The organism is Endozoicomonas sp. ISHI1, assembly GCF_024606225.1.
Taxonomy (GTDB): domain Bacteria; phylum Pseudomonadota; class Gammaproteobacteria; order Pseudomonadales; family Endozoicomonadaceae; genus Endozoicomonas_A.
Genome location: NZ_JAGRPU010000058.1, coordinates 1 through 25,167, shown reverse-complemented (window position 1 = coordinate 25,167; position 25,167 = coordinate 1). Strand labels below are relative to the sequence as shown.

The 25,167-nt window shown below is 52.0% G+C and carries 12 protein-coding genes; 1 reads left to right on the top strand and 11 read right to left on the bottom strand.

The features are described 5' to 3' along the window. The 5 genes from KBW69_RS21785 to KBW69_RS21765 form a co-directional block, all read right to left on the bottom strand. The coding region (locus tag KBW69_RS21785) for an ankyrin repeat domain-containing protein (protein ID WP_257282261.1) at positions 1–1,681 on the bottom strand (1,681 nt) is incomplete at its 3' end. Positions 1,682–1,856: 175 nt separating this feature from the next. After that, a complete protein-coding gene (locus KBW69_RS21780; RefSeq protein ID WP_257282260.1) occupies positions 1,857–5,132 on the bottom strand; it encodes an ankyrin repeat domain-containing protein in 3,276 nt (1,091 codons plus the stop codon). Between the two features lie 251 nt (positions 5,133–5,383). Continuing rightward, complete coding sequence (locus tag KBW69_RS21775) at positions 5,384–7,705, bottom strand: ankyrin repeat domain-containing protein (protein WP_257282259.1); 2,322 nt, start codon at positions 7,703–7,705, stop codon at positions 5,384–5,386. A gap of 136 nt (positions 7,706–7,841) precedes the next feature. Beyond that, positions 7,842–10,517, bottom strand: a complete 2,676-nt coding sequence (locus KBW69_RS21770) for an ankyrin repeat domain-containing protein (protein WP_257282258.1) — start codon at positions 10,515–10,517, stop codon at positions 7,842–7,844. Positions 10,518–10,783: 266 nt separating this feature from the next. Beyond that, positions 10,784–12,502 (bottom strand): ankyrin repeat domain-containing protein, encoded by a 1,719-nt coding sequence (locus KBW69_RS21765; RefSeq protein ID WP_257282257.1) that lies wholly within the window; start codon positions 12,500–12,502, stop codon positions 10,784–10,786. Positions 12,503–12,536: 34 nt separating this feature from the next. Here KBW69_RS21765 and KBW69_RS21760 point away from each other — a divergent pair, with 34 nt between their 5' ends. Then, positions 12,537–12,677: a hypothetical protein gene (locus KBW69_RS21760; protein ID WP_257282256.1), complete on the top strand. Its 141-nt coding sequence runs from the start codon at positions 12,537–12,539 to the stop codon at positions 12,675–12,677. A 60-nt stretch (positions 12,678–12,737) separates the two neighbouring features. Here the strand turns inward: KBW69_RS21760 and KBW69_RS21755 are convergent, their stop codons facing one another. The 6 genes from KBW69_RS21755 to KBW69_RS21730 form a co-directional block, all read right to left on the bottom strand. Next, complete coding sequence (locus KBW69_RS21755; protein WP_257282255.1) at positions 12,738–14,390, bottom strand: ankyrin repeat domain-containing protein; 1,653 nt, start codon at positions 14,388–14,390, stop codon at positions 12,738–12,740. A gap of 285 nt (positions 14,391–14,675) precedes the next feature. Continuing rightward, the gene (locus KBW69_RS21750) at positions 14,676–16,559 is read right to left on the bottom strand and encodes an ankyrin repeat domain-containing protein (protein WP_257282254.1); all 1,884 of its coding nucleotides are present in this window, start codon (positions 16,557–16,559) and stop codon (positions 14,676–14,678) included. A 236-nt stretch (positions 16,560–16,795) separates the two neighbouring features. Then, the gene (locus tag KBW69_RS21745; protein ID WP_257282253.1) at positions 16,796–19,312 is read right to left on the bottom strand and encodes an ankyrin repeat domain-containing protein; all 2,517 of its coding nucleotides are present in this window, start codon (positions 19,310–19,312) and stop codon (positions 16,796–16,798) included. Between the two features lie 214 nt (positions 19,313–19,526). After that, positions 19,527–22,061, bottom strand: a complete 2,535-nt coding sequence (locus KBW69_RS21740; RefSeq protein WP_257282252.1) for an ankyrin repeat domain-containing protein — start codon at positions 22,059–22,061, stop codon at positions 19,527–19,529. A gap of 285 nt (positions 22,062–22,346) precedes the next feature. Next, complete coding sequence (locus KBW69_RS21735) at positions 22,347–24,467, bottom strand: ankyrin repeat domain-containing protein (protein WP_257282251.1); 2,121 nt, start codon at positions 24,465–24,467, stop codon at positions 22,347–22,349. Positions 24,468–24,681: 214 nt separating this feature from the next. Beyond that, positions 24,682–25,167 (bottom strand): ankyrin repeat domain-containing protein (locus KBW69_RS21730; RefSeq protein WP_257282250.1); only part of this gene is annotated, 486 nt, incomplete at its 5' end.

Genomic DNA, 25,167 nt, shown 5'->3' with positions numbered 1-25,167 from the left:
GGCCATTCTGGGCAGCAACGATCAGCGGGGTGTTGCCATTTTTATTCTGGGTATTGAGATCCGCCTGAGCTTCGATCAGGAGTTTCACGATGTCGGTATGGCCATTCTGGGCAGCAACGATCAGCGGGGTGTTGCCATTTTTATTCTGGGTATTGAGATCCGCCTGAGCTTCGATCAGGAGTTTCACGATGTCGGTATGGCCATTCTGGGCAGCAACGATCAGCGGAGTGTTGCCATTTTTATTCTGGGTATTGAGATCCGCCTGAGCTTCGATCAGGAGTTTCACGATGTCGGTATGGCCATTCTTGGCAGCGACGATCAGCAAGGTGGAGCCATTTATGGTCCGGTCATCGAGATTCGCCCCGGCGTTGATCAGGCACTCGACGACGCCCCTGTGACCATGACTGGATGCAAGCATCAAGGCAGTAAAACCATTATTCATAACGGCATTGACATTGACTCCTTCTGCCAGTGACGTCTCCACCTGATCCAAATCCCCCTCAAAACAGGCACGATAAAACGTCTGATCGGGAAAAAATCTATCCGGGTAAGATTCACCGGTGTTTTCATTCACCATAGGCATCGGATTTTGCCGGCACATTGCACATCGGCGAGAGCCGATGGGGTGTTGCACAAAACACCTCGAAATACAGTCCAGATCGAAGCGCTTGCCACAACATTGGCTTTTGACGACCACAAGCGCTACATCACGGTCATGGAAGTGAATCATACAAATAGGACAGGGATCGGACTCCGGCGGTACGTCAGTGTCCACGGAGATAGCGGGGCGGGGAATGCCATCCATGAGTAGTTCATCTGTGTTAGTTACATGACCAGCGCACTCCGGGCAGTGTCCGTTGTCTAAATGTGGGCATGAGCTTTGTCCGGGCGTTGCTTCTGTTTGACCTGTCGAATTTTCTGCTGAATTCATCGGCCATTCAGCGGACTCACTGCTATCGGATGATGGTCGGAATTGACAAACGCCATGACAGGGAGAAACGAAACAATCTAAACCCAGAGTATGCCGATGTTGCTGTGAGCTTCCACTACCATCGGCGGAGTCAGAATAAAGGAAGCTGTTGAAAGAGCCTGAAGGGCGGGCGGTGGCTGCCTGAGCCTGCTGCCCCGATGACTCTGATGGTGGGCATTGTTGCTGATCATTTCCAGAGCCAGGCATCATAATGATGGCCGCCAACGGATGATTCTGACACGGCTCCCTTTGTTCTATCGGATTAAACGACGCTGAGTTAATATCCCAATAACTCTTTAAAAGCCAACCGACAGTGATAACCACTTCTACAGGTAGCCATGAGTATGAGGTGGAGCTGAGAGGAGTATTTTTGCTGGTCAGGATCAGTTCGTAACCCATCAGCAGATAATTGGCGTCAAGCCATGGCCACGAAATGGATTCAATAATGGTCGTTTTTAGCTCGCAACCGATTAATCTGCCTTGTTTGTTATCAGGCGGTAAATCTGATCCTGCACAGCCTTTTGTGTGAGCAATGTCTGACAAGGTGTACGATAGTGTGTGTTGGTCAGTTGTTATAGAAACGTTCTGGTTTGGAGAACCTGTTTTCTGTTCAAGCTCGACAACAAAGCGTCTTGTCAACGGTTGAGCCTGACAGACGACAGACAATGTCATGAGTAACAGTGGTGCTGCAAAGCGTGAGTGTTTAATCATTCTACCCTTGAACTCTGGTGTACAGAGAGGAAGGATAGATCAGGAAAATAACTCAAGTTGCGCAGTTAACCGTTCTCTCAATTGCCCCAGAGAAGCTTTCAGCCCTGCCGCATAAACTGTGGTGCTGAGGTGAAAGTGCTCCAACTTCTTTTGTTCCCTGTCTTACCTCTGTTACCTACCTTGCCCCGGCCTCGGTCAGGGCTTTTACGCAGTCGGTATTGCCCATCTCGGTTGCGATGGACATTGGGGTTGTGCCATCCCACGCCGGAGCGTTGAGATCCGCTCCGGCATTGATCAGGGCTTTCACGCAGCCGGTATTGCCTTTTGCAGCAGCAACGAACAGCGGGGTCGCGCCATCCCAAGTCTGTGGGGTGTTGAGATCCGCTCCGGCCTCGATCAGGAGTTTCACGATGTCGGTATGACCCTTCTTGGCAGCCAAGGACAGCGGGGTGATGCCATTTTCAGTCCGGGCGTTGAGATCTGCTCCGGCTTCGATCAGGATTTTCACACAGTCGATATTGCCTTGCGCAGCAGCAACGTGCAGCGCGGTGGTGCCATGGGACATGGCAGCGTCGAGCTCCGCCCCCGCGTTAATCAGGACGTTCACGCAGTCGGTGTTATTTTGTTGGACAGCGATAATCAGTGCGGTGCCGCCATTCTTAGCCCGGGCGTTGAGATCTACTTTGGCCTCGATCAGGAGTTTCACGATGTCGGTATGGCCATTCTGGGCAGCAATGATCAGCGGGGTAGTGCCATTCTTATTCCCGGCGTTGAGATCCACTTTGGCCTCAATCAGGAGTTTCACGATGTCGATATGGCCATTCTGGGCAGCAAAGATCAGCGCGGTGGTACCATTCTTATTCCGGGCATTGAGATCCACTTTGGCCTCAATCAGGAGTTTCACGATGTCGGTATGGCCATTCTGGGCAGCAAAGATCAGCGCGGTGGCGCCATTCATATTCCGGGCGTTGAGATTTGCCCCGGCCTCGATCAGGAGTTTCACGATGTCGGTATGGCCATTCTGGGCAGCAAAGATCAGCGCGGTGATGCCATTCTTATTCCGGGCGTTGAGATTCGCTCCGGCTTCGATCAGCATTTTCACACAGTCGGTATTGCCTTCCGCAGCAGCAATGAGCAACGGGGTGGTGCCATCCCGGGCTGCGGCGTTGAGATCTGCCCCGGCATTGACCAGGACTTTCACGCAGCCGGTATTGCCTTCCTCAGCAGCAACGAACAGCGGGGTGGCACCATCCGAAGTCCGTTGGGCGCTGAGATTTGCTTTGGCCTCGATCAGGAGTTTCATAATGTCGGTATGGCCCTGCTTGGCAGCCGTGAACAGCGGGGTGACGCCATTGTCAGTCTGGGCGTTGAGATCCGCTCCGGCTTCGATTAGGATTTTCACACTGTCGGTATTTCCATGCGTAGCAGCATTCAGCAGCGGGGTGGTGCCTTTCGACATGGCAGCGTCGAGATCCGCCCCCGCGTTAATCAGGACTTTCACGCAGTCGGTCTTATGTCGTTGGACAGCGATAAACAGTGCGGTACCGCCATTCTTAGACCGGGCGTTGAGATCCACTTTGGCCTCAATCAGGAGTTTCACGACGTCGGTATGGCCATCCTGGGCGGCAACGATCAGCGGGGTAAAGCCATTCTTATTCGGCGCGTTGAGATCCACTTTGGCCTCGATCAGGAGTTTCACGATGTCGGTATGGCCATTCTGGGCAGCAAAGATCAGCGCGGTGGTACCATTTTTATTCCGGGCGTTGAGACTCGCTCCGGCTTCGATCAGCATTTTTACACAGTCGGTATTGCCTTTCGCAGCAGCAATGAGCAACGGGGTGGTGCCATGGGTCATGGCAGCGTCGGGATCCGCCCCCGCGTTAATCAGGAGTTTCACGCAGTCGATGTTATGTTGTTGGACAGCGATAAACAGTGCGGTGCCGCCATTTTTAGACCGGGCGTTGAGATCCGCTTTGGCCTCAATCAGGAGTTTCACGATGTCGGCATGGCCATCCTGGGCAGCCATGATCAGCGCGGTGGTGCCATTCTTATTCTGGGCGTTGAGATCCACTTTGGCCTCGATCAGGAGTTTCACGATGTCGGTATGGCCATTCTTGGCAGCGACGATCAGCAAGGTGGAGCCATGTATGGTCCGGTCATCGAGATTCGCCCCGGCGTTGATCAGGCACCCGACGACGCCCCTGTGACCATGACTGGATGCAAGCATCAAGGCAGTAAAACCATTATTCATAACGGCATTGACATTGACTCCTTCTGCCAGTGACGTCTCCACCTGATCCAAATCCCCCTCAAAACAGGCACGATAAAACGTCTGATCGGGAAAAAATCTATCCGGGTAAGATTCACCGGTGTTTTCATTCACCATAGGCATCGGATTTTGTCGGCACATTGCACATCGGCGAGAGCCGATGGGGTGTTGCACAAAACACCTCGAAATACAGTCCAGATCGAAGCGCTTGCCACAACATTGGCTTTTGACGACCACAAGCGCTACATCACGGTCATGGAAGTGAATCATACAAATAGGACAGGGATCGGACTCCGGCGGTACGTCAGTGTCCACGGAGAGAGCGGGGCGGGGAATGCCATCCATGAGTAGTTCATCTGTGTTAGTTACATGACCAGCGCACTCTGGGCAGTGTCCATTTTCCACGTGTGGGCATGAGCTTTGTCCGGGCGTTGCTTCTGTTTGACCTGTCGAATTTTCTACGAAATTCTTCGGCCATTCAGCGGACTCACTGCTATCAGATGATGGTCGGAATTGACAAACGCCATGACAGGGAGAAACGAAACAATTTAAATCCAAAGTATGCAGATGTTGCTGTGAGCCTCCACTACCATCGGCAGAGTCAGAATAAAGGAAGCTGTTGAAAGTGTCTGTAGAGTGGGCGGTGGCTTCCTGAGCTTGCTGCCCCGATGACTCTGATGGCGGGCGTTGTTGCTGATTATTTCCAGTGCCAGGTATCGTAATGATGGCTGAAAACGGGTGGTCCTGACACAGCTCCTTTTGTGTCATCGGGTTAAACGACGGTGAGTCGATATTCCAATAGTTTTTTAAAAGCCAACCGACAGCGATAACCATTTCTACAGGTAGCCATGAATAAGAGGTGGAGTTGAGAGGGAGATTTTTGGTGTTCAGGATCAGTTCGTAAACTACCAGCAGACGATTGGCGTAAAGCCATTGCCACGAAATGGATTCAATGGTGGTCGTTTTTAGCTCGCAACCGTTTAGTCTGTCTTGTTTCTGATCAGACGATAAATCCGATCCTGCACAGCCTTTTGTGTGGGCAATGTCTGACAAGGTGTACGACAGTGTGTGATGGTCAGGTGTTATAAAAACGTTCTGGCCTGGAGAACCTGCGTTCTGTTCAAGCTCGACAACAAAACGTCTTGTCAACGGTTGAGTCTGACAGACGACGGGCAATGTCATGAGCAAAAGTGGTGCTACAAAGAGTGAGTATTTAATAATTCTACCCTTCAGCTCTGGTGTTAAGAGGGGAAGGATAGATCAAGAAAATAACTCAAGTTATGCAGTTAACAGTTCTCAGAACCGCTCCAGAGAAGCTTTCAGCCCTGTCAGGATCTCGATTTTTCAACGTTTCTTGTAGATCGCCCTGATAGTCTTGGCATCACAGTCAAAATCGCTACCAACCAAAGCAAGACAGAGAGTGCCTTTGCTCCCTACCGTGCCCCGGCCTCGGTCAGGGCTTTCACGCAGTCGTTATTGCCCTTCAGGGTCGCGATGAGCAGCGGGGTAGCGCCATCCGAAGTTCGGGAGGCGTTGAGATCAGCCCCGGCATTGATCAGGAGTTTTACGCAGTCGGTACGGCCCTTCAGGGCAGCGATGAGCAGCGGGGTGGCACCATCCGACATGGCAGTGTTGAGATCAGCCCCGGCGTTGATCAGGACTTTTACGCAGTCGGTATTACCCTTCTGGGCTGCTATGAACAGCGGGGTGCCACCACCCTTAGTCCGAGGGTTGAGATCCGCCATGGCCTCGATCAGGACTTTCACGCAGTCGGTGTAATTTTCTTGTGCAGCGACGAACAGCGGTGTGTAGCCGTACTCAGTCCGGGCGTTGAGATTCGCCTTGGCTTCGATCAGGGCTTTCACACAGTCGGTATTGCCCCACTCGACTGCGGTTAACAGTGGGGTGCTGCCATCCGACAAGGCGGCGTTGAGATCAGCCCCGGCGTCGATCAGGATTTTCACGCAGTCGGTGTTATTTTCTTGGGCAGCTATGAGCAGCGCGGTGGCACCATCCGGCATGGCAGCGTTTATATCAGCCCCGGCCTTGATCAGGACCTTTACGCAGTCGGTATTGCCCTTCCGGGCTGCGACGTACAGTGGGGGGAGGCCATTCAACAAGGGGGCGTTGACATCAGCCCCGGCGTTGATCAGGACTTTTACGCAGTCGCTATTGCCCACCTGGACTGCTATGAAAAGTGGGGTGGCGCCATCCTGAGTCCGAGTGTTGAGATCGGCTCCGGCCTCGATCAGGACTTTCACGCAGTCGGTGTGATTTTCTTGTGCAGCGATGAACAGCGGTGTGTAGCCATCTTCACTACGGGCATTGAGATCTGCCTCGGCGTCGATCAGGAGTTTCACGATGTCGGTATTGCCCATCTCAGTCGCGATGGAGAGTGCGGTATCGCCATCCGAGAAGGCGGCGTTAGGCTCCGCCCCGGCGTTGATCAGGCGTTCGACGATGTCCTTGTGCCCCTGAATAGATGCCATCATCAAGGCAGTGGAATCATTATCCAAAACGACATTGACATTGACTCCCTCTGCCAGCGACATCTCCACCTGATCCAAATCCCCCTCAAAACAGGCAAGATAAAACGCCTGATCGGGGAAAAATGTATCCGGGTGAGACTCACCGGTGTACTCATTCAGCATAGGCATCGGGTCTTGCCGACACATTGCACAACGGCGAGAGCCAATGGGCTGATCAACAAAACACTTCGAAATACAATCCAGGTCGAATTGCTTGCCACAGCATTGGGTTTTGACGATCACAGGTACTGCATCATGATCATGGAAGTGAACCAGACAAATAGGGCAGGGATCAGTTTCCAGCGGTGCGTCAGTGTCCATGGGGACAGCGGGTCGAGCAATGCCATCCATGGATAGAACATCCGTGTTAGTCATATGACCTGCGCACTCTGAGCAGTGTCCATTATATAAATGTGGGCATGAGCTTTGTTCAAGTGATGCTCCTGTGTGGCCTGTCGAAATTTCTGTGGTGTTCATCGGGCATTCAGCGGGCTCACTGCTATCGGATAATGGTCGGAATTGACAAACGCCGTGACAGGGAGAGACGAAACAATTTAAATCCAAAGAATGCAGAGATTGTTGAGGGTCTCCGTTACCATCAGTAGAGTCAGGATAAAGGAAGCTATTGAAAGAGCCTGCCGGGCGGGCAGTGGTTTCCTGAGCATGCTGCCCCGATGACTCTGATGGTGGGGATTGCTGCCGGGCATTTCCAGAGCCGGGCACTGTAATGACGGCCGTCAGCGGGTGATCCTGACACAGCTCTTTCTGTGCTATCAGGTTAGACGACGATGAGTCGATATTCCAATAGCTTTTTAAAAGCCAACCGACAGCGACAACCACTTCCAGAGGCAACCATGAATAAGAGTTGGAGCTGGCTGTTGCACTTTTGGTGGTCAGGATCAGTTCGTGACCCACCAGCAGATGAGTGGCATAAAGCCATGGCCATGCAATGGATTCAATGATGGCCGGTTTTAGTTCGAAACCGTCTGGTTTGCCTTGTTTCTCATCAGGCGGTAAATCCGATCCTGCATAACCGTGTATGTGGGCAATGTCTGACAAGGTGTACGACAGTGTGTGCTGGTAAGGTTTTATAAAAACGTTCTGGTTTGGAGCATCTGCTTTCTGTTCAAACTCGACAACAAAACGTCTTGTCAACGGTTGAGCCTGACAGACGACGGACAATATCATTAGCAACAGTGGTGCTGCAAAGAGTGGGAGTTTAATCATTCTATCCCTGCATTCTGGCGTAGAGAGAGGAAGGATAGATCAAGGAAATAACGCAAGTTGCGCAGTTAACCGTTCTTTCAACTGCCCCGGAGAAGCATTCAAAAACTCAGAAGATGGGAACACCAGAAAGCCGTGTCTACAGGAGAAGATGACGCATTTCTTCTGATTCATCTACCGCCTCTACTCCCGACAGTGCCCCGGCATTGATCAGGAGGTTCACGCAGTCGGTATAGCCCAGCTCGGTTGCGATGGACATCGGGGTGTCGCCATTTGACAAGACGGCGTTGACATTCGCCCCGGCGTTGATCAGGAGTTGTACGCAGGTGGCATCGCCCATAAAGACTGCGCTGAGCAAAGGGGTGGCGCCTGTAGGAGTCGAGATGGCGTTAACATCTGCCTTGGCTATGATCAGTACTTTCACGCATTCGGTATAGCCCCTCAGAACAGCCATGAACAGCGGGGTGGTGCCATCCTTAACCCGAGCATTGACATCCGCCCCGGCGTCGATCAGGAGTTGCAAGGAGTTGGCATTGCCCATCATGGCTGCGAAGTACAGCGGGGTAGTGTCATCAGGCGTGGCGGCGTTGAAATCCGCCCCGGCGTCGATCAGGGCTTTCACGATGTTGACATGGTCCCACCGCGCTGCGACAAACAGCGAGGTGATGCCACCCGTAGTCCGGGCGTTGAGATCCGCCTTGGCTTTGATCAGGATTTTCACGCAGTCGGTATTGCCCATCTCGGCTGCGATGTACATCGAGGTGGCGCCATCCGACAGGGCGGCGTTAAGATCAGCCCCGGCGTTGATCAGGATTTTCACGCAGCCGGTGTTATTTTCCTGGGCAGCGATGAACAGCGGGGTGGCGCCATTCTCAGTCCGGCTGTTGAGATCCGCCCCAGCGTTGGTCAGGGCTTTCACGCAGTCGGTATTGCCTTCCGCAGCAGCGACAAACAGCGGGGTGGCGCCATTCGACAAGGCGGCGTTGGGATCAGCCCCGGCTTCGATCAGGGCTTTCACAATGTCGGTATGGCCCAGTTGGGCTGCCATATACAGCGAGGTGACGCCATCTTTAGTCCGGGCGTTGAGATCTACCTCGGTTTCGATCAGGATTTTCACGCTGTCGGTGTTGTTTTCTTGTGCAGCGATGATCAGCGGGGTGACGCCATCCTTATTCCGGGCATTGAGATCCGCCTTGGCTTCGATCAGGAGTTTCACGCTGTCAGTGTTATTTTTCTGGGCAGCAATTAACAGCGGGGTGACGCCATTTTTAGTCCGGGCGTTGAGAGCTGCCTTGGCTTCGATCAGGATTTTTACGCAGTCGGTGTTATTTTCCAGGGCAGCGATGAACAGCGGGGTGGCGCCATTAGAACGGGCGGCGTTGAGATCCGCCCTGGCTTCGATCAGGATTTTTACGCAGTCAATGTTATTTTCCTGAGCAGCTATGAACAGCGCGGTGGCGCCATTCTTGGTCCGGGCGTTGAGATCCGCCCCGGCGATGATCAGGTGTTCGACGATGTACTTATGCCCCTGACCGGATGCCAACATCAAGGCAGTGAAATCATCTTCTATAACGGCATTGACATTGACTCCTTCTGCCAGTGACTTCTCCACCCGATCCAAATCGCCCTCAATACAAGCACGATAAAACGCCCAATCGGGGAAAAACGTATCCGGGTGAGATTCACCGGTGTTCACATTCACCATAGGCATCGGGTCTTGTCGGCACATTACACAGTGGCGAGAGCCGATGGGCTGTTCAACAAAACACTTCGAAATACAGTCCAGGTCGAAGTGGTAGCCACAACATTGGGCTTTGACGACCACAAGCGATTCATCACGGCCATGGAAGTGAACCAGACAAATAGGACAGGGATCGGACTCCACTGGTGCGTCAGTGTCCATCGGGACAGCAAGGTGAGCAGTGCCATCCACGGGTAGAACATCTGTGTTGGTCAAATGACCTGTGCACTCTGAGCAGTGTCCGTTGTCCAAATGTGGGCATGAGCTTTGCCTTGGCGTCGCTTCTGTGTCGCCTGTCGAATGTTCTGCGCAATTCATCGGCCATTCAGTGGGCTCACTGCTATCGGATGACGGTCGGAATCGACAAACGCCATGACAGGGAGAGACAAAACAATCTAAACCCAAAGTATGCTGATGTTGCTGTGAGCCCCCGTTACCATCGGCAGAGTCAGAATCAAGGGCGCTGTTGAAAGAGCAGGAAGGGCCGACGCTAGCTACCTGTGTTTGCTGCCCCGATGATTCTGATGGCGGGTGTTGTGGCTGTTCATTTCCAGAGCCGGGCACCATAATGATGGCCGCCAACGGGTGAAACTGATGCAGCTCTTTTGATGTTATTGGATTAAGCGACGGTGGTTTGTTATTCCAATAGCTTTTTAAAAGAACCAGCCAACCGACAGCGAAAACCACTTCAACAGGTAGCCATGAATAAGAGGTGGAGCTGAGTGGGGTATTTTTGGCGGTCTGGATCAGTTCGTAACTCACCAGTAGATGATTGGTGTAAAGCCATGGCCATGAAATCGATTCATTGATGGTCGTTTTTAGCTCGTAGCCGTTTAGTCTGTCTTGTTTCTCATCAGACGATAAATCCGATCCTGCATAGCCCTTTGTGTGAGCAATGTCTGACAAGGTGCACGACAGTGTGTGCTGGTCAGGTTTTATAAAAACATTCTGGCTTGGAGCACCTGCTTTCTGTTCAAGCTCGACAACAAAACGCCTGGTCAACGGTTGAGCCTGACAGACGACAGACAATGACATGAGTAACAGTGGTGCTGCAAAGAGTGGGTGTTTAATCATTCTACCCTTGGATTCTGGTGTACAGAGAGGAAGGATAGATCAGGAAAATAACGCAAGTCAGGCAGTTAACCGTTCTCTCAACTGCCCCGGAGAAGCATTCAGCCCTGCCCCATAAACTATGCTGCTGAGGTGAAAGTGATCCCACTTCACTTTCTCTATGACTGTAAAGTTTGCTGTGACTAAATAATCACCCATTTCAAACACTCTGAAGATGGGAGCACAGAAAACCGTGTTTACTCGATGACATAACGCCTTTCTTTTGTTCCCTACCTTGCCCTGGCCTTGACCAGGGCTGTCACTATGTCGGTATGGCCCATATTGGCAGCGATGAGCAGGGGGATGAAGCCATTATGAGTCCGGGCGTTGAGATCCGCCCCGGCGTTGATCAGGATTTTCACGCAGTCGATACTGCCTCTCTTGGCTGCGATTAACAGTGGGGTGGAGCCATCCGACAAGGCGGCGTTGACATCTGCCTTGGCTTCGACCAGGGCTGTCACGCAGTCAATATTACCCATATCTGCAGCGATGGACAGCGCGGTGAAGCCATCCTTAGTCCGGGCGTTGAGATCCGCCTTGGCTTCGATCAGGAGTTTCACGCATTCGGTATTGTCCAACCAGGCTGCTATTAACAGTGCGGTGGCGCCATCCGAAGTCCGGGAAGCGTTGAGATCTGCCCCGGTGTTGATCAGGATTTTTAGGCAGTCAGTGCAATTTTGCTGAGCAGCGATGAACAGCGGGGTGACGCCATCCCTACAGTTGGCGTTGAGATCCGCCTTGGCTTTGATCAGGAGTTTCACACACTCGGGTTTATTATTCTGGGCAGCGAAAAACAGTGCGTTTCCACCAGTCGAGCAGGCAGCGCTGATATTCGCCCCGGCGTTGATCAGGCGTTCGACAATGTTCTTGTGCCCCTGACTGGATGCCATCATCAAGGCAGTGAGGCCATCATTTATAACGGTATTAACATTGACTTCTTCTGCCAGTGACTTCTCCACCTGATCCAAATCCCCGTAAAAACAGGCACGATAAAACGCCTGATCGGGGAAAAATGTATCCGGGTGAGATTCACCGGTGTTCACATTCACCATAGGCATCGGGTCTTGCCGACACATTACACAGTGGCGAGAGCCGATGGGCTGTTCAACAAAACACTTCGAAATACAGTCCAGGTCGAAGTGCTTGCCGCAACATTGAGCTTTGACAACCACAAGCGATTCATCACGGCCATGGAAGTGAACCAGACAAATAGGACAGGGATCGGACTCCGGCGTTACGTCGGTGTCTGTGGGCCCTCTGCTATCGGATGATGGTCGGAATTGACAAACGCCATGACAGGGAAAGACGAAACAATCTAAACCCAAAGTATGCCGATGTTGCTGTGAACCTCCGCTACCACCGGCAAAGTCAGAATAAAAGAAGCTGTTGGAAGAGCCTGTAGGGCGGGCGGTGGCTTCCGGAGTTTGCTGCCCCGATGATTCTGGTGGCGGGCATTGTTGCCGGGCATTTCCAGAGCCGGGTATCGTAATGATGGCTGCCAGAGGTTGATTCTGACACAGCTCTTTTTGTGCTATCAGGTTAAACGACGGTAGGTTTATATTCCAATAGTTTTTGAAAAGCCAACCGACAGCGACAACCATTTCCGGAGGCAGCCATGAATAAGAGGTGGAGCTGAGTGGGGTATTTTTGGCATTCTGGATCAGTTCGTAACCCACCAACAGATAATTGGCGTAAAGCCATGGCCACCAAATTGATTCAAGGATGGTCGTTTTTAGCTCGCAACCGTTTAGTTTGCCTTGTTTCTGATCAGACGATAAATCTGATCCTGCATAGCCTTTTGTGTGAGCAATGTCTGACAAGGTGTACGACAGTGTGTGATGGTCAGGTGTTATAAAAACGTTCTGGCCTGGAGAACCTGCTTTCTGTTCAAGCTCGACAACAAAACGTTTTGTCAACGGTTGAGCCAGACAGACGACGGACAATGTCATTATCAACAGTGGTGCTGCAAAGAGTGAGTGCTTGATGATTCTACCCTTGCATTCTGGTGTTCAGGGAGGAAGGATAGATCAAGAAAATAATGCAAGTTCCAAAAGCGCTGACACGCCCATTGCAGTGGTTTTGCCAAAAGACGACAAAAGTAGTCTGGTGGGAAAGGTTCTATAAGATCATTTTTCATGCAGTCAATAATAGCTGATTTTCAGGATGGTGCGTCGCTTGAGTTACCTACCTTGCCCCGGCCTCGATCAGGGCTTCCACGCAGTCGGTATTGCCCATCTCAGCCGCGATGGAGAGCGGGGTAGCGCCATTCGATATGGCAGCGTCGAGATCCGCCCCGGCGTTAATCAGGAGTTTCACGCAGTCGATATTGTCCATCTGGGCTGCTATGAACAGTGGGGTGGTGCCATTTTTATTCCGGGCGTTGACATCCGCCTGAGCTTCGATCAGGAGTTTTACGCATTCGGTATTGCCCGCCCAGACTGCGACTAACAGTGCGGTGGCGCCATCCGAGGTCCGGGAAACGTTGGGATCTGTCCCGGTGTTGATCAGGATTTTTACGCAGTCGGTGTTATTTTGCTGAGCAGCGATAAACAGCGGAGTGACGCCATCCGAACGGTCGGCGTTGAGGTCCGCCTTGGCTTCGACCAAGAGTTTCACACACTCGGGTTTATTTTCCTGGGCAGCGACAAACAGTGCGGTTGCACCCGTCGAACAGGCAGCGTTGAGATTTGCCCCGGCGTTGATCAGGCGTTCGACGACGTCCTTTTGCCCATTATAGGATGCCCACATCAAGGCTGTGTAATCAGCTTCCATAACAGCATTGACATTGACTCCTTCTGCTAGTGATTCCTCCAGGTGATCCAAATCCCCGTAAACACAGGCACCGTAAAACGCCCGATCGGGGAAAAATGTATCCGGGTGAGATTCACTGGTGTTCTTATTCACCATGGGCATCGGGTCTTGCCGACACATTGGACAACTGCGATAGCCGATGGGCTGATCAACAAAACACTTCGAAATACAGTTCAGGTCGAAGTGGTGGCCACAACATTGGGTTTTGACGATCACAGGTACTGCATTACGGCCACGGAAATGAATCAGACAAATAGGACAGGGATCGGACTCCAGCGGTAAGTCAGTGTCCAAATTTGGGCATGAGCTTTGTTGGAGTGCTGCTTCTGTCTGTCTTGTGGGATTTTCTGCGGAATTCATCTGCCACTCAGTGGACCCACTGCTATCGGATGATGGTCGGAATTGACAAACGCCACGACAAGGAAAAACGGAACAATCTAAACCCAAAGTATGTTGATGTTGCTGTGAGCCTCCGCTACCACCGGCAGAGTCAGAATAAAGGAAGCTGTTGAAAGAGCCAGCAGGGCCGACGCTAGCTACCTGTGTTTGCTGCCCCGATGACTCTGATGGCGGGTGTTGTGGTTGGTCATTTCCAGAGCCGGGCACCATAATGATGGCCGCCAACGGGTGAAACGCCACTTCCAAAGGTAGCCATGAATAAGAGGTGGAGCTGAGTGGGGTATTTTTGGTGGTCAGCATCAGTTCGTAACTCACCAGCAGAAAATTGGCGTAAAGCCATGGCCACGGAATTGATTCAATGACGGTTGTTTTTAGCTCGTAGCCGTTTAGTCTGCCTTGTTTCTCATCAGAAGATAAATCTGATCCTGCGTAGCCTTTCGTGTGGGCAATGTCTGAGAAGGTATACGACAATGTATGCAGGTCAGGTGTTGCAGAAAAGTTCTGGTTTGGAGAACCTGTTTTCTGTTCAAACTCAACAACAAAACGTCTTGTCAACGGTTGAGCCTGACAGATGACGGACAATGACATGAGTAACAGTGGTGCCACAAAGAGTGAGTGTTTAGTCATTCTACCCTTGGATTCCGGTGTGCAGAGAGGAAGGATAGATCAGGAAAATAACGCAAGCCAGGCAGTTAACCGTTCTCCCAACTGCCCCGGAGAAACATTCAGCCCTGTCCCATAAACTGTGGTACTGAGGTTAAAGTGATCCAACTTCACTTTCTCTATGACTATAAAGTTTGCTGTGGCTAAATCATCACCCATTTCAAACACTCAGAAGATGGGAACACCAGAAAGCCTTGTTTACCTGAGAAGATGACACATTTCTTCTGTTTCATTCACCGCCTCTGCTCCCTACCTTGCCCCGGCATTGATCAGGAGGAACACGCAGTCGTCAGAGCCCGTCTCGGTTGCGATGGACAGCGGGGTGGTGCCATCCGACAAGGCGGCGTTGAGATCAGCCCCGGCGTTGATCAGGAGTTTCACGCAGTCGGTATTGCCCACCTCGGCTGAGATGTATAGCGGGGTGGCGCCATCCGACTGGGCGGCGTTAAGATCCGCCCCGGCGTTGATAAGGAGTTTCACGCAGTCGGTATTGTCCATCTCGGCTGCGATGTACAGCGGGGTGACGCCATCCTTATTCCGGATGTTGAAATCCGCCTTGGCTTCGATCAGGAGTTTCACGCAGTCGGTGTTATTTTTCTGGGCAGCGATGAGCAGCGGGGTGACGTCATTTTTAGTCCTGGCGTTGAGATCAGCCTTGGCTTCGATCAGGAGTTTCATGGAGTCGGTGTTATTTTCCTGGGCAGCGATGAACAGCGCGGTGGCGCCATTAGAACGGGCGGCGTTGGGATCCGCCCTGGCTTCGATCAGGATTCTTACGCAGTCAGTATTATTTTCCTGAGCAGCTATGAACAGTGAGGTGGCGCCATTATTGGTCTGGGCGTTGAGATCCGCCCCGGCGTCGATCAGGCGTTCGACGATGTCCTCGTGCCCCTGACCGGATGCCAACATCAAGGCAGTGAAATCATCATCTATAGCGGCATTGACATTGACTCCTTCTGCCAGTGACTTCTCCACCTGATCCAAGTTCCCCTCAAAACAGGCACGATAAAACGCCTGATCGGGGAAAAAATTATCCGGGTAAGATTCACCGGTGTGCTCATTCACCATGGGCATCGGGTTTTGTCGGCACATTGCACACTGACGAGAGCCGATGGGCTGTTCAACAAAACACTTCGAAATACAGTCCAGATCGAAGTGGTGGCCACAGCATTGAGCTTTGAGGACCACAGGCACTGCATCACGACCATGGAAGTGAACCAGACAAATAGGACAGGGATCGGACTCCATCGGTACGTCAGTGTCCATGGGGGGAGTGGGGTGAGCAATGCCATCCATGAGTAGTACATCCGTATTATTCACATGACCTACGCACTCTGAACAGTGTCCATTGTCCAAATGTGGGCATGAGCTTTGTACGAGCGTTGCTTCTGTCTGGCCTGTCGAATGTTCTGCGGAATTCATCGGCCAATCAGCGAGCCCACCGCTATCGGATGATGGTCGGAATTGACAAACGCCGTGACAGGGAGAGACGAAACAATCCAGACCCAAAGTGTGTAAATGCTGCTGTGTGCCTCCGTTACCATCGGCAGAGTCAGAGTAAAGGAAGCTGTTGAAAGAGCCTGCAGGGCGGGCGGTAGTTTCCTGAACTTGCTGCACCGATGACTCTGATGGTGGATGTTGTGGCTGGTCATTGCCAGTGCCAGGCATCGTAATGATGGCCGACAGAGCGTGATCCTTGCACCGCTCTTTTTGTGTAATCGGTTTAAACGACGATGAGTTTATATTCCAATGACTCTTTAAAAGCCAAGCGATAGCGACAACCACTTCTACAGGTAGCCGTGAATAAGAGGTGGAACTTAGTGGGGTGTTTTTGCTGGTCAGGATCAGTTCGTAACCCACCAGCAGATGATTGGCGTAAAGCCATGGCCACGAAATTGATTCAATGATGGTCGTTTTTAGCTCGCAGCCGCCTATTCTGACTTGTTTCTCATCAGACGGTAAATCTGATTTTGCATAGCCGTTTGTGTGGGCAATGTCTGAGAAGTTACCCGACAATGTATGCCGTTCAGGTTTTGCAGAAAAGTTCAGGTTTGGAGCACCTGCTTTCTGTTCAAACTCGACCACAAAACGTCTTGTCAATGGTTGAGCCAGACAGACGACGGACAATGTCATTAGCAACACTGGTGCTGCAGCAAAGAGGGAGTGTTTAATAATTCTAACCTTGTATTCTGGTGTACAGGGAGGAAAGATAGATCAAGAAAATAACGCAAGCTCCAAAAGCTCTGACGCGCCCATTGCAGTGGTGTTGCCAAAAGACGACAACAGTTAGTTTGGGAAAAGTTCTATAAGATCATTTTTCATGCAATCAATAATCGCTGATTTTCAGGATGATACCTCGCTTGAGTTACTTAATTTGCCCCGGCATCGGCCAGGGCTTCCACGCAGTCGATATATCCCTCCCCGACTGGGATTAACAGTGGGGTGGTGCCATCCCACAAGTCTGCATTGAGATCAGCCCCGGCTTCGATCAGGAGTTTCACGATGTCGATATTGCCTTTCTGGGCTGCAATTAACAGCGGGGTGGCGCCATCCTGAGTCCGAGGGTTGAGATCGGCCCCGGCCTCGATCAGGACTTTCACACAGTCGGTATTGCCGTTCTCGGCTGCAATGAACAGAGGGGTGAAGCCATACTCAGTCCGAGCGTTGAGATTCGCGTTGGCTTCGACCAGAGCTTTCAAGCAGTCGATATTGCCCGTCTCAGCTGCGATGGAGAGCGGGGTGTCGCCATCCGGCAAGGCGGCGTTGAGATCAGCCCCGGCGTTGATCAGGAGTTTTGCGCTTTCGGTATTGCCTTTATGGGCTGCAATTAACAGCGAGGTGGCACCATTCTCATTACGGGCGTTGAGATCCGCCCCGGCTTCGATCAGGAGTTTCACGATGTCGATATTGCCTTTCTGGGCTGCAATTAACAGCGGGGTGATGCCATTCTCATTACGGGCGTTGAGATCCGCCCCGGCTTCGATCAGGCGTTTCACGATGTCGATATTGCCTTTCTGGGCTGCAATTAACAGCGGGGTGGTGCCATCCTTGGTGCAGGCGTTGAGATCCGCCCCGGATTCGATCAGGAGTGTCGCGATGTCGGTATGGCCCATCTCGACAGCGAAGAACAGCGGGGTGGCACCATGCGGCAGGGCAGCGTTGAGATCAGCCCCGGCGCTGATCAGGAGTTTCACGCAGTTGGTATTGCCATGCACAGTAGCGATGCACAGCGGGGTGGCACCCACTTCAGTCCGGATGTTGAGATCCGCCTTGGCTTCGATCAGGGCTTTTACGCAGTCGGTATTGCCCTTCTGGGCTGCTATGAACAGCGGGGTGGCGCGACCCTTAGTCCGAGGGTTGAGATCCGCCACGGCCTCGATCAGGAGTTTCACGCAGTCGGTGTAATTTTCTTGTGCAGCGACGTGCAGCGGGGTGGCTCCATCCGAAAACCGGGCGTCAAGATCCGCCCTGGCTTTGATCAGGAGTTTCACGCAGTCGGTATTGCCTTTTGCAGCAGCGATGAACAGCGGGGTAGCACCATGCTTAGTCCGCACGTTAAGATTCGCCCCGGCGTTGATCAGGCGTTCGACTATGTCCTTGTGCCCCTTACAGGATGCCAACGTCAAGGCAGTGAGACCATTATTCATAGGGGCATTGACGTTGACTCCTTCTGCCAGTGACTTCTCCACCTGATCCAAGTTCCCCTCAAAACAGGCACGATAAAACGCCTGATCGGGGAAAAAATTATCCGGGTAAGATTCACCGGTGTGCTCATTCACCATGGGCATCGGGTTTTGTCGGCACATTGCACACTGACGAGAGCCGATGGGCTGTTCAACAAAACACTTCGAAATACAGTCCAGATCAAAGTGCTTGCCACAACATTGGCTTTTGACGATCACAAGCGCTTCATCACGGCCATGAAAGAGAACCAGACAAATAGGACAGGGATCGGACTCCGGCGGTTCATCAGTGTCCATGGGAACAGCGGGGCAAGCACTGCCATCCATGAGCAGCACATCCGTGTTAGTCGCATGACCTGCACACTCCAGGCAGTGTCCATTGTCCAAATGTGGGCATGGGCTTTGTTCGGGTGCTGTTTCTGTGTCGCCTGTCGAATGTTCTGCACAATTCATCTGCCACTCAGTGGGCTCACTGCTATCGGATGGAGGTCGGAATTGACAAACGCCATGACAGGGAAAGACGAAACAATCTAAACCCAAAGTATGCAGATGTTGCTCTGAGCCCCCGTCACCACCGGCAGAGTAAGAATCAAGGACGCTGTTGAAAGAGCCTGAAGGGCCGATGGTGGCTTCCTGAGCTTGTTGCCCTGATGACTCTGATGGCGGGTGTTGTTGCTGATTATTTCCAGAGCCGGGCACCGTAATGATGGTTGCCAACGGGTGAACCTGACACAGCTCTTTTTGTTTTATCGGGTTAAACGACGGTGAGTCTATATTCCAATAACTTTTTAAAAGCCACCCGACAGCGACAAACACTTCCAGAGGTAGCCATGAATAAGAGGTGGAGCTGAGTGGGGTATTTTTGGTGGTCACGATCAGTTCGTAACCCACCGGCAGATAATTGGCGTAAAGCCATGGCCAGGAAATTGATTCAATAACGGTTGTTTTTAGCTCGCAGTCGTTTAGTCTGCCTTGTTTCTCATCAGGCGGTAAATCTGATTCTGTATAGCCTTTTGTGTGGGTAATGTCTGAAAAGATACCCGACAGTGTATGTTGGTCAGGTTTTATAGAAAAGTTCAGGTTTTGAGAGCCTGTTTTCTGTTCAAGCTCGACAACAAAACGTCTGGTCAACGGTTGAGCCTGACAGACGACGGACAATGTCATGAGTAACAGTAGTGCTGCAAAGAGTGAGTGTTTAATCATTCTACCCTTTAATTCTGGTGTACAGAGAGCAAGGATAGATCAGGAAAATAACTCAAGTCAGGCAGTTAACCTTTCTCTAAACTACCCTGGTGAAGCTTTCAGTCCGGCCAGAATCTCGACTTTCCACCGTTTCTTGAAGATAGACTTAACACCTGAAAGCCGTGTTTTCTGGATAAAATAACGCCTCTCTTTTGTTTTCTTTCTTGTCTCTGCCCTACCTTGCCCCGGCCTCGGACAGGGCTTTCACGCAGTCGGTATTGCCCATCTCGGTTGCGATAGATAGTGGGGTGGTGCCGTTCGACGAGGCAGCGTTGAGATCAGCCCCGGCGTTGATCAGGAGTTTCACGCCGTCGGTATTGCCTCTTGCAGCAGCGACGAACAGCGCGGTGACGCCATTGGGCAAGGCGGCGTTGAGATCGGCCTTGGCTCCGATCAGGAGTTTCACGCAGTCGGTGTTATTTTCCCAGACAGCGATTAATAGTAGGGTGGTGCCATCCGGGAAGACGACGTTGAGATCCGCATTGGCTTCAATCAGGATTTTCACGCAGTCGGTATTACCCTTTTGAGTTGCGACCAAGATCGAGGTGTCGCCATTCTGAGTTCGGGCGTTGACATCCGCCCCGGCTTCGATCAGGAGTTTCACGATGTTGGTATGACCCTCCAGGGCAGCAATGAACAGCGGGGTGGCTCCATTCTTGGTCTGGGCGTTGAGATCGGCCTTGGCTCCGATCAGGAGTTTCACGCAGTCGGTGTTATTTTCCTGGGCGGCGATGAACAGCGAGGTGGCGCCATCCGTCGTCGCAGCGTTGAGATCGGCCTTGGCTTCGATCAGGAGTTTCACGATGTCGGTGTTATTTTCCTGGGCGGCCATGTAAAGTGCGGTGGTACCTTCATTAGTCTGGGCGTTGAGATCCGCCCCGTTATCGACCAGAACTTTGACGCAGCCGTTATTACCCTTTCGGGTTGCGATGAACAGCGGGGTGGCGCCATCCTGAATCCGGGCGTTGAGATTCGCCCCGTTGTCGATCAGGAGTTTCACGCAGTCGGTGTTATTTTCTTGTGCAGCGGCGAACAGCGGGGTGGCTCCATTCGTAGTCCGGGCGTCGAGATCCGCCCCGTTGTCGATCAGGACTTTCATGCAGTCGGTGTTATTTTCTTGTGCAGCGATGTACAGCGGGGTGGCTCCATCCGTAGTCCGGGCCTTGAGATCCGCCCCGTTGTCGATCAGGACTTTCATACACTCGGTGTTATTTTCTTGTGCAGCGATGAACAGCGGGGTGGCTCCATACGTAGTCCGGGCGTCAAGATCCGCCCTGGCTTTGATCAGGAGTTTCACGATGTCGGTATAGCCCCTCCCGGCTGCGACGGCCAGCGGAGTGATGCCGTATTTAGTCCGGGCGTTGATATCTGCCCCAGCGTTGATCAGTAGTTCTACGCAGTCGGTGTTATGTTCCTGGGCCGCTAAGAACAGCGGGGTGGCGCCATCATCGCTCAGGGCGTTGAGGTCCGCCTCGGCTTCGATCAGGCATTTGACGACGTCCTTGTGCCCCCGATTGGATGCCAACAACAAGGCAGTGAACTCATTATTCATAACAGTATTGACATTGACTCCCTCTGCCAGCGACCTCTTCACCTGATCCAAATACCCCTCAAAACAGGCAATATAAAACGTCTGGTCGGGGAAAAATGTATCCGGGTGAGATTCACCGGTGTGCTCATTCACCATAGGCATCGGGTCTTGCCGACATATTGCACAACAGCGAGAGCCGATGGGCTGTTCAAAAAAACACTTCGAAATACAGTCCAGATCGAAGCGGTGGCCACAACATTGGCTTTTGACGACCACAAGCGCTTCATCACGACCATGGAAGTGAACCAGACAAATAGGACAGGCATCGGACTCCAGCGGTATGTCAGTGCCCGTGGGGACAATGGGGTGAGCAATGCCATCCATGAGTAGTACATCCGTGTTATTCACATGACCTGTGCACTCTGAGCAGTGTCCATTGTCCAAATGTGGGCATGAGCTTTGTTCTGGCGTTCCTCCTGTTTGGCCTGTCCAATGTTCTGAGGAATTCATCGGCCATTCAGCGGGTCTACTGCTACCGGATGATGGCCGGAGTTGACAAACGCCATGACAGGGAGAGACGAAACAATCTAAACCCAAAGTATGCTGATATTGCTGTGAGCCTCCGCTACCACCGGCAGAGTCAGAATCAGAATGAAGGAAGCTGTTGAAAGAGCCTGCAGGGCCGACGGTGGCTTCCTGAGCTTGTTGCCCTGATGACTCTGATGGCGGGTGTTGTTGATTATTTCCAGAGCCGGGCACCATAATGATGGCCGCCAACGGGTGAAACGCCACTTCCACAGGTAGCAATGAATAAGAGGTGGAGCTGAGTGGGGTATTTTTGGTGGTCAGCATCAGTTCGTAACTCACCAGCAGAAAATTGGCGTAAAGCCATGGCCACGGAATTGATTCAATGACGGTTGTTTTTAGCTCGTAGCCGTTTAGTCTGCCTTGTTTCTCATCAGACGATAAATCTGATCCTGCGTAGCCTTTCGTGTGGGCAATGTCTGAGAAGGTATACGACAATATATGTAGGTCAGGTGTTGCAGAAAAGTTCTGGTTTGGAGAACCTGTTTTCTGTTCAAACTCAACAACAAAACGTCTTGTCAACGGTTGAGCCTGACAGACGACGGACAATGTCATGAGTAACAGTGGTGCTGCAAAGAGGGAGTGTTTAATCATTCTACCCTTTAATTCTGGTGTACAGAGAGCAAGGATAGATCAGGAAAATAACTCAAGTCAGGCAGTTAACCGTTCTCCCAACTGCCCCGGATAAACATTCAGCCCTGCCCCATAAACTGTGGTACTGAGGTTAAAGTGATCCCACTTCACTTTCTCTATGATTATAAAGTTTGCAGTGACTAAATAATCACCCATTTCAAACACTCAGAAGATGGGAGCACCAGAAAGCCATGTTTACCAGAGAAGATGACACATTTCTTCTGTTTCATTCACCGCCTCTGCTCCCTACCTTGCCCCGGCATTGATCAGGAGGAACACGCAGTCGTCAGAGCCCGTCTCGGTTGCGATGGACAGCGGGGTGGTGCCATCCGACAAGGCGGCGTTGAGATCAGCCCCGGCGTTGATAAGGAGTTTCACGCAGCCGGTATTATTTTCCTGGGCAGCGATGAACAGCGGGGTGGCGCCATCCAGAGCCCGGCTGTTGAGATCCGCCCCGGCGTTGATAAGGAGTTTCACGCAGCCGGTATTGCCCATCCCGGCTGCGATGTACAGCGGGGTGGCGCCATTGGACAAGGCGGCGTTGGGATCAGCTCCGGCTTCGATCAGGACTTTCACAATGTCGGTATGACCCAGTTGGGCTGCTATATAGAGCGAGGTGACGCCATCTTTAGTCCGGGCGTTGAGATCTGCCTCGGTTTCGATCAGGATTTTCACGCTTTCAATGTTATTTTCTTGTGCAGCGATGAACAGCGGGGTGACGCCATCCTTATTCCGGATGTTGAAATCCGCCTTGGCTTCGATCAGGAGTTTCACGCAGTCGGTGTTATTTTTCTTGGCAGCGATGAGCAGCGGGGTGACGTCATTATTAGTCCTGGCGTTGAGATCAGCCTTGGCTTCGATCAGGAGTTTCAAGGAGTCGGTGTTATTTTCCTGGGCAGCGATGAACAGCGGGGTGGCGCCATTAGAACGGGCGGCGTTGGGATCCGCCCTGGCTTCGATCAGGATTCTTACGCAGTCAGTCTTGTTTTTCTGAGCAGCTATGAACAGTGAGGTGGCGCCATTATTGATCCGGGCGTTGAGATCCGCCCCGGCGTCGATCAGGCGTTCGACGATGTCCTTGTGCCCCTGACCGGATGCCAACATCAAGGCAGTGAAATCATCATCTATAACGGCATTGACATTGACTCCTTCTGCCAGTGACTTCTCCACCTGATCCAATTCCCCCTCAAGACAAGCACGATAAAACGTCCAATCGGGGAAAAACTCGTCCGGGTGAGATTCACCGGTGTTCACATTCACCACAGGCATCGGGTTCTGTCGGCACATTGCACAACGGCGCGAGCCGATGGGCTGGTCAACAAAACACTTCGAAATACAGTCCAGATCGAAGTGGTGGCCACAGCATTGAGCTTTGAGGACCACAGGCACTGCATCACGACCATGGAAGTGAACCAGACAAATAGGACAGGGATCGGACTCCACTGGTGCGTCAGTGTCCATAGGGACAGCGAGGTGAGCAGTACCATCCATGGTTAAAACATCTGTGTTGGTCACATGACCTGTGCACTCAGAGCAGTGTCCATTGTCCAAATGTGAGCATGAGCTTTGTTCGGGCGTTGCTTCTTTGTGGCCTGTCGAATGTTCTGCGGCATTCATCTGCCACTCAGTGGGCTCACTGCTATCGGATGATGGTCGGAATTGACAAACGCCATGACAGGTAAAGACGAAACAATCTAAACCCAAAGTATGCAGATGTTGCTCTGAGCCCCCGTCACCATCGGCAAAGTCAGAATCAAGGACGCTGTTGAAAGAGCCTGAAGGGCCGATGGTGGCTTCCTGAGCTTGTTGCCCTGATGACTCTGATGGCGGGTGTTGTTGTTGATTATTTCCAGAGCCGGGCACCGAAATGATGGCTGCCAACGGGTGATCCTGACGTAACTCTTTTTGTTTTATCGGGTTAAACGACGGTGAGTCGATATTCCAGTAACTTTTTAAAAGCCACCCAACAGCGACAAACACTTCCAGAGGTAGCCACGAATAAGAGGTGGAGCTGAGTGGGGTATTTTTGGTGGTCACGATCAGTTCGTAACCCACCAACAGATAATTGGCGTAAAGCCATGGCCAGGAAATTGATTCAATAACGGTTGTTTTTAGCTCGCAGTCGTTTAGTCTGCCTTGTTTCTCATCAGGCGGTAAATCTGATTCTGTATAGCCTTTTGTGTGGGCAATGTCTGACAAGGTGTACAACAGTGTGTGATGGTGAGGTTTTATAAATACGTTCTGGCTTGGAGAGCCTGCTTTCTGTTCAAGCTCGACAACAAAACGTCTGGTCAACGTTTGAGCCTGACAGACGACGGACAATGTCATGAGTAACAGTGGTGCTGCAAAGAGTGAGTGTTTAATCATTCTACCCTTTAATTCTGGTGTACAGAGAGCAAGGATAGATCAGGAAAATAACTCAAGTCAGGCAGTTAACCTTTCTCTAAACTACCCTGGTGAAGCTTTCAGTCCGGCCAGAATCTCGACTTTCCACCGTTTCTTGAAGATAGACTTAACACCTGAAAGCCGTGTTTTCTGGATAAAATAACGCCTCTCTTTTGTTTTCTTTCTTGTCTCTGCCCTACCTTGCCCCGGCCTCGGACAGGGCTTTCACGCAGTCGGTATTGCCCATCTCGGTTGCGATAGATAGTGGGGTGGTGCCGTTCGACGAGGCAGCGTTGAGATCAGCCCCGGCGTTGATCAGGAGTTTCACGCCGTCGGTATTGCCTCTTGCAGCAGCGACGAACAGCGCGGTGACGCCATTGGGCAAGGCGGCGTTGAGATCTGCTTCGGCTTCGATCAGGGCTTGCAGGCAGTCGGTGTTATTTTCCCAGGCAGCGATTAATAGTAGGGTGGTGCCATCCGGGAAGACGACGTTGAGATCCGCATTGGCTTCAATCAGGATTTTCACGCAGTCGGTATTACCCTTTTGAGTTGCGACCAAGATCGAGGTGTCGCCATTCTGAGTTCGGGCGTTGACATCCGCCCCGGCTTCGATCAGGAGTTTCACGATGTTGGTATGACCCTCCAGGGCAGCAATGAACAGCGGGGTGGCGCCATTCTTGGT

Coding starts and splice junctions, on each gene's coding strand:
- KBW69_RS21780 (WP_257282260.1), bottom strand. CDS start 5,132: ATGACATTGCCCGTCGTCTGTCAGACTCAACCGTTGACAAGACGTTTT.
- KBW69_RS21775 (WP_257282259.1), bottom strand. CDS start 7,705: ATGATTAAACTCCCACTCTTTGCAGCACCACTGTTGCTAATGATATTG.
- KBW69_RS21770 (WP_257282258.1), bottom strand. CDS start 10,517: ATGATTAAACACCCACTCTTTGCAGCACCACTGTTACTCATGTCATTG.
- KBW69_RS21765 (WP_257282257.1), bottom strand. CDS start 12,502: ATGACATTGTCCGTCGTCTGTCTGGCTCAACCGTTGACAAAACGTTTT.
- KBW69_RS21760 (WP_257282256.1), top strand. CDS start 12,537: ATGATTCTACCCTTGCATTCTGGTGTTCAGGGAGGAAGGATAGATCAA.
- KBW69_RS21755 (WP_257282255.1), bottom strand. CDS start 14,390: ATGACTAAACACTCACTCTTTGTGGCACCACTGTTACTCATGTCATTG.
- KBW69_RS21750 (WP_257282254.1), bottom strand. CDS start 16,559: ATGACATTGTCCGTCGTCTGTCTGGCTCAACCATTGACAAGACGTTTT.
- KBW69_RS21745 (WP_257282253.1), bottom strand. CDS start 19,312: ATGATTAAACACTCACTCTTTGCAGCACTACTGTTACTCATGACATTG.
- KBW69_RS21740 (WP_257282252.1), bottom strand. CDS start 22,061: ATGATTAAACACTCCCTCTTTGCAGCACCACTGTTACTCATGACATTG.
- KBW69_RS21735 (WP_257282251.1), bottom strand. CDS start 24,467: ATGATTAAACACTCACTCTTTGCAGCACCACTGTTACTCATGACATTG.